Origin of the sequence: Streptomyces katrae, from assembly GCF_000966975.1 — a bacterium.
Lineage (GTDB): Bacteria > Actinomycetota > Actinomycetes > Streptomycetales > Streptomycetaceae > Streptomyces > Streptomyces katrae.
In genome coordinates, this window is record NZ_JZWV01000548.1 from 1 (window position 1) to 8,509 (window position 8,509).

Sequence of the window (8,509 nt, forward strand, 5' to 3'; positions counted from 1 at the left end):
GGTCCAGCCGCCGAAGGAGTAGACGACCTTGATGTTCGGGTACTTGGCCTTCAGCTTGCGCAGCTGGTTGAAGTTGCCGCGCAGGGGCTGGTCCCAGGTGTCGGCGACGCCGTCGACGCTCTGGTCGGCGGTGTAGGCCTTGTCGTAGTCGGCGTAGGAGTCGCCGATGGTGCACTTGCCGTTCTGGACGTTGCCGAAGGCGTAATTGATGTGGGTGATCTTCGCGGCGGTGCCGGAGGTGACCAGGTTCTTCACGTGGTAGTTGCGCTGGTAGACGCCCCAGTCGGTGAAGTAGCCGAGCTTGACCTTGGCGCCCGGGTCGGGGCCGGGGCCCGGACCGGGGTCGGTGCCGCCGCCCGGGGTGGTGACGGAGAGGGGGGCGGAGGCGGGGCCGGTCTGGTCGGCGGTGTCGCGGGCGGTGACCGTGTAGGTGTAGGTGGTGCCCTTGGTCAGGCCGCTGTCGGTGTAGGTGGTGCCGGTGACGGTGGCCAGCTTGGCGCCGTTGCGGTAGAGGTCGTAGTTCTTGACGCCCTTGTCGTCGGTGGCCGCCGGCCAGGACAGGGTGACCGAGGTCTCCGTGAGTCCGCCGGCCGTGGGGGTGCCGGGGGCGGAGGGCGGGTTGTCGGCGGGGGTGGTGCCGCCCTCGCAGGAGCCGCCGTTGACCTTGCAGCCGGAGGGGGCGCCGGGGCCGGTGCCGTTGAAGCCGAAGCTGATGGTGGCGCCGGGGGCGAGGGTGCCGTTCCAGCCGACGTTCTTGCCGGTCCAGTGGGTGCCGGAGCTGGTGACCGTGGCGTCCCAGGCCGAGGTGACCTGGGTGCCGGCGGGGTAGTCCCACTCCACGGTCCAGCTGCTGAGGGTGGTGGTGCCGGTGTTCTTCACCGTCCACTTGCCCTCGAAGCCGGTGCCCCAGTCGGAGACCTTGGTGTAGGTGGCGGTCGCGGAGGCGGCGGCCTGCGCGGGCCCGGCCAGGCCGACGAGGCCGGCTACGGGCAGGGCGAGGACGGCCGCGGCGGCGGCCAGCCTCCTGAAGAGACGGGTGCGTCGTGGGGGTGCTGTGCTCAAGGGTGCTCCTCGGTAGGTCCGTGGCAGCCGGGGGACCGACTGCCACTGGGGATGGGACCTGCGCCGCCCGTGAGCACGCCCGGTAGCGATCTTTGTCATGGCACGCTCACCACAGATGCGGTGAGACTAGAAAGGTCTGTACCAAGCGTCAAGAGGTCCAGACCTCGTCCCCCGTGGCCTACTGGATCCCCAACTCCCGCGCCATTACGGCCGCTTGGACCCGGCTGCGCAGTTCCAGCTTCCCCAACAGCCTGCTGACGTGCGTCTTCACCGTGGCCTCCGCCATGTCCAGCCGGACGGCGATCTCCGCGTTCGACAGCCCCTCGCCCAGCGCCCCCAGCACCTCCCGCTCGCGCCGGGTCAGCGACTCCACGGCCGCGGCCGCCTCCGGCCGCACGGGGGCCCGTACCGTCTTCGGCGCGGCGAACTCGGCGATCAGCCGGCGCGTCACCGCCGGGGCGATCAGCCCCTCGCCACGCGCCACCGTACGCACCGCGGCGATCAGCTCCGCCGCGTCCGCGTCCTTCAGCAGGAAGCCCGCCGCCCCCGCCCGCAGCGCCCCGAACACGTACTCGTCCAGGTCGAAGGTGGTCAGCACGAGCACGTCGGCCAGCCCCTCCGCGACCACCCGCCGGGTGGCCTCGACCCCGTCGAGCAGCGGCATCTGCACGTCCATGAGCACCAGGTCCGGCCGCAGCTCCCGGGCCAGGCGCACCGCCTCCTCCCCGTCGGCCGCCTCCCCGACCACCTCGACGTCACCCGCGCTGCCCAGGATCAGCACCAGCCCGGCACGTACCGCCCGCTGGTCCTCGGCCACCACGACCCTGATGCTCACTCCCGTACCGCCTTGTCCTCCGCGGGCAGCTCGGCCCGCACCTGCCAGACGGGCCCCTGCGGACCCGCCGTGAACGTTCCGCCGAGCAGTTCCGCCCGCTCGTGCATGCCGATCAGCCCCGCCCCCGAGCCGGGCGCGCGCGGGCCGGGCCGGTCCCCGTACGGGGAGTCCACCACGACGGTCAGCCGGCCGTCCCGCCGTGCCAGCCGGACCGTGACCGTGCCGGGGGCCGCGTGCTTGAGGGCGTTGGTCAGCGACTCCTGGACGATCCGGTACCCGGCCAGCTCCACCGGGGCCGGCAGCGGCGGCCGCCCGGCCGGGCGCGCGTCGTCCAGTACGAAGTCCAGCCCGCTCGCGGCCCCGTTCGTCCGGGCCTGCCCGAGCAGGGCCTCCAGCCCGTCCAGCGACGGCACGGGCGCGGCCTCCTGACCGGCCCCCGCCTCGCGCAGCAGCCCGATCAGCCGGCGCATCTCGGCCAGCCCCTGGACGCTGTTCTCGCGGATCACCCCGAGCGCCTCGCGGCTGGTGGAAGGGGAGTCGATGGAGAGCGCGGCGGTGGAGTGGATGGCGATCGCCGAGAGGTGGTTGGCGACCATGTCGTGCAGCTCCCGGGCCATCCGGGCCCGCTCGGCGGCCACCGCCTGCGCACGGTCCGCCTCGGCCAGCAGCGCCGTCTGCTCGGCGCGCAGCCGGGCGGCCTCGGCGGCCTCGCGGTGGTTGCGCAGGGTCGCGCCGGTCAGGGCCGGGGCGAAGCTGACGATGCCGGTGAGCACGCCGACCATCAGGGCCTGCGGGGAGCGCAGCCAGGCCAGGGTCCCGATGGTGACGACGAGGGTGATCAGCCCGGTGCTGACGGGCAGGCGCCGGGCCATGGAGGGGGTGCCGTAGACGACGGCCGCGTACATCAGGTCGGTGAACATCACGACCGTGGCGATGCTGCCCACCGTGAACTGGTCGGCGATCACCGCGAGGGTGCCGACGGCCAGGGTGAGGCGGGGCGCGGTGCGGCGCAGCAGCTCCATGCCGCCGACCGCCAGCATCGGGACCAGCGCCGCCCACACGGGCAGGTGGTGCCGGTAGCCGGTGCCCCCCGGGCCCGTGCTGTGGACCCCGAGCGACCACAGCAGGAGACCGAAGAGGGTGCTGATCACCGCGATCAGGACGTCGTCACGGTGCGGGCGGGGGATCGCGGGGGTCACGGTCCCATCCAACACGCTGCCTGCCGGCGAGGCCTCGGTACGGGGGCGGAGACGGCGCTACATCGAAGGGTGCAGCCGGGATTCGTCACTGGTGACGAGGAATCCGGGCGCGGCGGCCGAGAGCCTGGAGGGGAGTCCACGAGGGGAAGGAGGGCGGACCGTGCTCGTCGCGCTGATCATCGCCTGTGAGGTCGGGTTCTGGGTGCTGCTGGCCGGCGGGCTGGCGCTGCGCTATCTGGCCGGAATGCCGCGACTGGGGGCCGCGCTCCTGCTGTGCGAGCCGCTGCTGGAACTGGTGCTGCTCGCCGTCGGGGTGGTCGACCTGAAGAACGGCGGGGAGCCGAGCTGGCGGCACGGGGTCGCCGCCTTCTACATCGGGTACACCGTCGGGTACGGCCACTACACCGTGAAGTGGCTCGACCGGCACGCCGCCCACCGTCTCGCCGGAGGCCCGAAGCCGCCCGGCCCGAAGTACGGCCGGGCCAGGGCGGTCCACGAGTGGAAGCTGTGGGTCCGCACCCTGGCCGGCGCCGCCGTCGCGGTCGTCCTCCTCCAGGGCGCGATCTGGTACGTGGGCGACGCGGCGGACACCGGCGGCCTCCGGTCCTGGCAGTTCGCCGCCCTGCGGGTGCTCGGCATCCAGGCGCTGATCGCCGCCACCTACTCGCTCTGGCCGCGCAGGGCCCCGGCCGGCACGGACGCCGACAAGGAGTCCGACCTGGCCGGAAAACGTCCCTAGGGCCTAGCGTTCGCCGCCCGGGACCCAGAGGACGTCGCCGAGCTCCTTGTTGGCCGTGCGGGCCAGGATGAACAGGAGGTCGGAGAGGCGGTTGAGGTAGGTGGCCGTCAGGGGGTTCATCACCTCGCCGTGCGCCTCCAGCGCCGCCCACGTCGAGCGCTCCGCCCGCCGCACGACCGTGCAGGCCTGGTGCAGCAGGGCCGCGCCGGGGGTGCCGCCCGGGAGGATGAAGCTGCGCAGCTTCTCCAGCCGCTCGTTGAAGACGTCGCAGTCCGCCTCCAGCCGGTCGATGTAGAACTGCTCCACCCGCAGCGGCGGGTACTGCGGGTCCTCCACCACCGGGGTGCACAGGTCGGCGCCCACGTCGAACAGGTCGTTCTGCACGCGGACCAGGACCTTGACGACCTCCTCCGGCAGCGAACCCAGCGCGATCGCCGTCCCGATGGCGGCGTTGGCCTCGTTGGCGTCGGCGTACGCCGAGATCCGCAGGTCCGTCTTCCGCGTACGGCTCATGTCGCCCAGGGCGGTCGTGCCCTGGTCGCCGGTGCGGGTGTAGATGCGCGTGAGGTTCACCATGCCGCCAGGGTAGTGCGGGCCAACTCCGCGCGGCCCGCGCACTGCTGGGCCGTGTCAGTGTGATGTCCGTCATCTGAGACGTGACGCGTGTTACTTCCCGGTCACTGGAACCCTCACGGACGCTAGTCTCCGCCGGAGAGGCTACGAGGCCGGAAGAGACAGGTACGTGAGAACAACGAGGGGTGTGCAGTGGCTGGGAAGCTCGCCGTCATCGGCGCGGGACTGATGGGTTCCGGGATCGCTCAGGTCTCCGCTCAGGCGGGTTGGGACGTCGTCCTGCGGGACGTCACCGACGCCGCGCTGACCCGGGGCACCGACGGGATCAAGGCCTCGTACGACAAGTTCGTCTCCAAGGGCAAGATGACGGCCGAGGACGCCGAGGCGGCCCTCGCCCGGATCACCACGACCACCGACTTCGACGCGGTCGCCGACGTGGACATCGTCGTCGAGGCCGTCTTCGAGAAGATCGAGGTCAAGCACGAGATCTTCCGCACCCTGGACGAGCTGGTCCGCGAGGACACCGTCCTCGCCTCCAACACCTCCGCCATCCCGATCACCAAGATCGCGGCGGTCACCAAGCGCCCGGAGCGGGTCGTCGGCGCGCACTTCTTCTCGCCCGTCCCGATGATGCAGCTCTGCGAGCTGGTCCGCGGCTACAAGACGAGCGACGAAACCCTCGCCACCACCCGCGCGTTCGCCGAGTCCGTCGGCAAGACCTGCATCGTCGTCAACCGCGACGTCGCCGGCTTCGTCACCACCCGCCTGATCTCCGCCCTCGTCGTCGAGGCCGCGAAGCTCTACGAATCGGGCGTGGCCTCCGCCGAGGACATCGACATCGCCTGCAAGCTGGGCTTCGGGCACGCGATGGGCCCGCTGGCCACCGCCGACCTCACGGGCGTGGACATCCTGCTGCACGCCACCAGCAACATCTACACCGAGTCGCAGGACGAGAAGTTCGCGCCGCCGGAGCTGATGCGCCGCATGGTCGACGCGGGCGACATCGGCCGCAAGAGCGGCCAGGGCTTCTACAAGCACTGAGCACGGCTGTTCGAATCCCCGCACCCTACGGGGTGAATTAGGTATCGGTTCGCTCACGGTCGGCAACTTCACCGCCCGCCGCGCAGTCAGTTGCGGTGAGAGTTGCCGACCACGAGCCGACGCCGATCACGAGCCGCCACGGACCGTCGGACCACACGCACGCAGTACAGCCGGGGAGCACATATGCACATCAGGGGCGACCACGCCGAACTCACCGTCGGGGGCCGCCTCGACGTGCGCAGCGCGGCGGACGCCCGTACGGCCCTCCACACCGCCCTCGACGACGGCCACGGCGACCTCGTGCTCGACCTGACCGGACTCGACTCCTGGGACGCGACCGGACTCGGCGTGATCATGGGAGCCCACCGGCGGGCCGGCCGGACCGGCCGGCGGCTGGTCCTGCGCGGGGTGCCCGACCGGATGCAGCGGCTGCTCGTCGCGACCCGGCTGCACCGCATCCTCGCGATCGAGGGCGGGCTGGAAGCGGAGTCCCTGCCCCGGGTCTGAGCCGGGGCGCCACGGGGCGGCCCGGAGGGGCCTCGCCCGCGCGGCAGCGGTCCGCGGGAAAAAGGGGCTGCGGGGGCGGGCCGGGCTCCGTTTACATGGACGCATGGTGTCCTCCGACAGACTGCTGGCCTTCGCGGCCATGTCGTTCCTGCTGATCGTGATCCCCGGCCCGAGCGTGCTCTTCGTGATCGGCCGGGCCCTCGCGCAGGGCCGCCGGGCCGCGCTGACGACGGTGGCCGGGAACACGCTCGGGGCGTACGTGCTCGTCGTGGCCGTGGCCCTCGGGGTCGGGTCGGTGGTCGAGCGCTCGGTCCTCGTCTTCACCGCGCTGAAGCTGGCCGGTGCCGCGTACCTGGTGTACCTGGGCGTCAAGGCCGTGCGCCGGCGCGGCTCCCTGCGGACGGCCCTCGCGGAGGCGGCCCCCGTCGCGCACGGTTCACTGCGGACCCTGGGGGAGGGGTTCGTGGTCGGCGTGGCCAACCCCAAGACCATCGTCTTCTTCGCCGCCGTGCTGCCCCAGTTCGTGGACCGCGAGCGGGGTTCCGTCGTCCTCCAGATGCTCCTGCTGGGTCTGGTCTTCAACCTCATCGCGATCGTGTCCGACAGCGTGTGGGGGCTCGTCGCCGCCACCACCCGGGGCTGGTTCGCCGGATCCCCGCGCCGGCTCTCCCTCGTCGGCGGCGCCGGCGGGCTCACCATGATCGGCCTGGGGGTCGCCGTCGCCGCGACCGGCCGCAAGGACTGACGTCGGATACCGTGAGGCAGCAGCGGAGTTGCCGCTTCCGCGCAGACGGGCGGGAATCGTAACGGTCCGGTGGTGGAGGTACCCCTGCGGTACCGGCGCGACCCGGCAGCGTTTAGGGTCGGGCGGAAACCGGACCAGTCGCGACAAGCGGCGCGAGCGAGGCCGGGCGGTAGGGAAGACGGCGACGGAGCGCGCGACGCGAGGCGGGGGGACGGGGTCATGGACCGTACGAAGGGGCAGCCCGGGGAAGACCGGCGGCGCGGGGCCACGTCCGGCCCCCGCACCCCGGCCGGCCCGCCCGCCCCACCGGCGTCCGGGCCGACGACCGGGCCGGGCACGGTCCTCGGTGGCCCCGGCGTCGGCACACCGCAGGCCGAGCCGCAGGCGGAGACGCCGCCCGCCGGCACACCTGGGCGTGCCCGGGGGAGGTGCGTCCGCAGCGGGTACCTCCGCCTCCGGCACCCCGGCCGCCGGTATGCCTGACGGCGGTCTTCCCGGGGGAGTGTTCGCCGCGGGTGTGCCCGGGGGCGGTGCGTCCGCAGCCGGCACCCCGGCCGGCGGTACGTCCACGGGCGGTATCCGGCCCGTCGGTGCGCCCGCCGGGCCGTCGGCCGCGGGTGCGTCCGCCGGCGCCGCGGCCCGTACCCCGCAGGCTGGGATGCCCGCTTCCGGTACGCCGGCCGTCGGTGGTGTGCCGCCGCTGCCCCCCGTGCCCGCGCGGGTCGTGGTGCTGAGCGCCGGGGAGTTCACCCTCACCGTCAACCCCGTCGACGGCAGCGAGATCGAACCCCACCGGCCCGGTGCCGGCCCGGACCCCGGCCGCCGTCCCGCCAAGCGCGACGCCGCCTCCCGTGCCTCCCGTGACGCCGCCGCACGGCCGCCCGCACTGCCCGGGCCGCCCGTCCCCGCCCGGCCGCTGCTGGAGCGGGACGAGGAGCAGGAACGGATCGTCCGGCTGCTGCAACGCGGCCGCTCGGTCCGGCTGACCGGGCCCTCCGGGTCCGGCCGCACCGCCCTGCTCGACGCCGTCGCCCGGGCCTGCGCCGACCTGGCGCCCGACGGCGTGGTCCGGCTCAGCGGCTACGGCCAGCAGCAGCCGGGCGAGCTGCTCCACGCCCTCTACGCCGCCGTGTACGACACCTCCGGCCGGCGCCCGGACCGTACGGCACTCCTCGCCCGGGTCCGCGAGATCGGCGCCATCGTGCTCCTGGACGACCTGGAGCTGGGCGGCCCCGCGCTGGACGAGCTGCTGCGCGCCACCCCCGAGTGCGCCTACCTGCTCGCCGCCACCCCCGACTCCAAGGCGCCCTCCGACGACTCCCACCTGGAGGAGGTCTTCCTCGGCGGCCTCGGCCGCACCGGCAGCACGCAGCTGCTGGAACGGCTCACCGGGCGCCCCCTGACCGAGGCGGAGACCGCCTGGGCCGGGGACCTGCGGTTCGCCTCCGAGGGGCTGCCGCTGCGCTTCGTCCAGGCGGCCGCGCTGCTGCGGCAGCGCGACGAGCTGAACGCGGCCGCCGCGGAGGACGAGGACGAGGAGCCCGGGGTCTTCGAGGAGCGCCCGCGCGACCCGGTCCCCGTACCGCTCCCCACGCTGGCCCAGGCCGCGGCCCCCGCCGAGCTGCTGGCCTCCCGGGTGAGCGAGTCGGCCCGCGCGGCCCTGCGGATCGCCTGCGCGCTGGGCGGCGAACTCCCGCACCCGGCGCACCTGCCGGCGCTGGTCGGCGACACGCACGCGGACGAGGCCGTCGCCGAACTGCTCGCCTGCGGGCTGATCACCCCGGTCGGCCCGCGCCACCGGCTCGCCG

The 8,509-nt window shown here is 73.6% G+C and carries 9 protein-coding genes; 5 read left to right on the top strand and 4 right to left on the bottom strand.

Annotated elements, in window-relative coordinates; genetic code table 11:
• The 3 genes from VR44_RS19870 to VR44_RS19880 form a co-directional block, all read right to left on the bottom strand.
• Window positions 1-1,062 (bottom strand): cellulose binding domain-containing protein (locus VR44_RS19870; protein WP_045948893.1); only part of this gene is annotated, 1,062 nt, incomplete at its 3' end.
• Between the two features lie 178 nt (window positions 1,063-1,240).
• Window positions 1,241-1,897 carry a response regulator gene (locus VR44_RS19875; protein ID WP_045948894.1) on the bottom strand — a complete coding sequence of 219 codons (657 nt, stop codon included), beginning with the start codon at window positions 1,895-1,897 and terminating at the stop codon, window positions 1,241-1,243.
• The gene (locus tag VR44_RS19880; protein WP_045948895.1) at window positions 1,894-3,096 is read right to left on the bottom strand and encodes a sensor histidine kinase; all 1,203 of its coding nucleotides are present in this window, start codon (window positions 3,094-3,096) and stop codon (window positions 1,894-1,896) included. The genes VR44_RS19875 and VR44_RS19880 overlap by 4 nt, the downstream gene beginning before the upstream one ends.
• A 160-nt stretch (window positions 3,097-3,256) precedes the next feature.
• Here VR44_RS19880 and VR44_RS19885 point away from each other — a divergent pair, with 160 nt between their 5' ends.
• Window positions 3,257-3,835 carry a hypothetical protein gene (locus VR44_RS19885; protein WP_045948896.1) on the top strand — a complete coding sequence of 193 codons (579 nt, stop codon included), beginning with the start codon at window positions 3,257-3,259 and terminating at the stop codon, window positions 3,833-3,835.
• Between the two features lie 3 nt (window positions 3,836-3,838).
• Here the strand turns inward: VR44_RS19885 and VR44_RS19890 are convergent, their stop codons facing one another.
• A complete protein-coding gene (locus tag VR44_RS19890) occupies window positions 3,839-4,411 on the bottom strand; it encodes a cob(I)yrinic acid a,c-diamide adenosyltransferase (protein WP_045948897.1) in 573 nt (190 codons plus the stop codon).
• Window positions 4,412-4,600: 189 nt separating this feature from the next.
• Here VR44_RS19890 and VR44_RS19895 point away from each other — a divergent pair, with 189 nt between their 5' ends.
• From VR44_RS19895 to VR44_RS19910, 4 genes are all read left to right on the top strand, one after another.
• Window positions 4,601-5,449 carry a 3-hydroxyacyl-CoA dehydrogenase family protein gene (locus VR44_RS19895; RefSeq protein ID WP_045948898.1) on the top strand — a complete coding sequence of 283 codons (849 nt, stop codon included), beginning with the start codon at window positions 4,601-4,603 and terminating at the stop codon, window positions 5,447-5,449.
• A gap of 183 nt (window positions 5,450-5,632) precedes the next feature.
• Complete coding sequence (locus VR44_RS19900; protein WP_045948899.1) at window positions 5,633-5,956, top strand: STAS domain-containing protein; 324 nt, start codon at window positions 5,633-5,635, stop codon at window positions 5,954-5,956.
• 103 nt (window positions 5,957-6,059) lie between these two features.
• Entirely contained in the window at window positions 6,060-6,701 is a 642-nt protein-coding gene (locus VR44_RS19905; RefSeq protein ID WP_045948900.1) for a LysE family translocator, read from the top strand.
• A gap of 658 nt (window positions 6,702-7,359) precedes the next feature.
• Window positions 7,360-8,509, top strand: a 1,150-nt coding sequence (locus tag VR44_RS19910) for an ATP-binding protein (protein ID WP_281187159.1), incomplete at its 3' end; no start/stop codon positions are given.

Bases quoted from the DNA above. Each gene is read 5' to 3' on its own strand.
- VR44_RS19900 (WP_045948899.1), top strand. From the start codon at position 5,633: ATGCACATCAGGGGCGACCACGCCGAACTCACCGTCGGGGGCCGCCTC.
- VR44_RS19890 (WP_045948897.1), bottom strand. From the start codon at position 4,411: ATGGTGAACCTCACGCGCATCTACACCCGCACCGGCGACCAGGGCACG.
- VR44_RS19905 (WP_045948900.1), top strand. From the start codon at position 6,060: ATGGTGTCCTCCGACAGACTGCTGGCCTTCGCGGCCATGTCGTTCCTG.